Origin of the sequence: Streptosporangium nondiastaticum, from assembly GCF_003011965.1 — a bacterium.
Classification (GTDB): Bacteria; Actinomycetota; Actinomycetes; order Streptomycetales; family Streptomycetaceae; genus Streptomyces; species Streptomyces nondiastaticus.
Genome location: NZ_PXWG01000392.1, coordinates 1 through 403 on the forward strand (window position 1 = coordinate 1; position 403 = coordinate 403).

Below are 403 nucleotides of genomic sequence, written 5' to 3' on the forward strand. Positions count from 1 at the left end.
GAGCGCCTATCCGTCAAAGAACCATCAACAAGACCTCACTCGTCCCCCGCCGAGCCGAAGCCCTCCAAGCCGAAGCGACAGCGCAGCACGACGGCCGAGCCGCCGCGCGAAGAGGTCAAGGCGCTGTGCTCCCACCTCCGGGACCTGGTCGTAGCGAACGGCTCCAAAGAGCCCACTCGGTCGGCCAAGAACACCTGGCTTGTCGACGCCCGCCGACTGCTGGACATCGACAAGCGACCCGTTGCCGAAGCGCACGCGTTGATCGACTGGTGTCAGAACGACTCGTTCTGGAAGGCGAACGTGCGCTGCATGGATTCATTTCGTCGCCAGTACGACGCCCTCCGTCTCCGGGCCCAAGCAGAGAACGGCGGCAGGCACCTGAATTCGGTGCAACCTCCACGGA

General features: G+C 64.3%; 1 protein-coding gene. It reads left to right on the forward strand.

Translation table 11 applies throughout. The annotated features are described in order from the left end of the window. A partial coding sequence (locus B7P34_RS39205) for a hypothetical protein (protein ID WP_223268644.1) occupies window positions 1-403 on the forward strand: 403 nt, incomplete at both ends.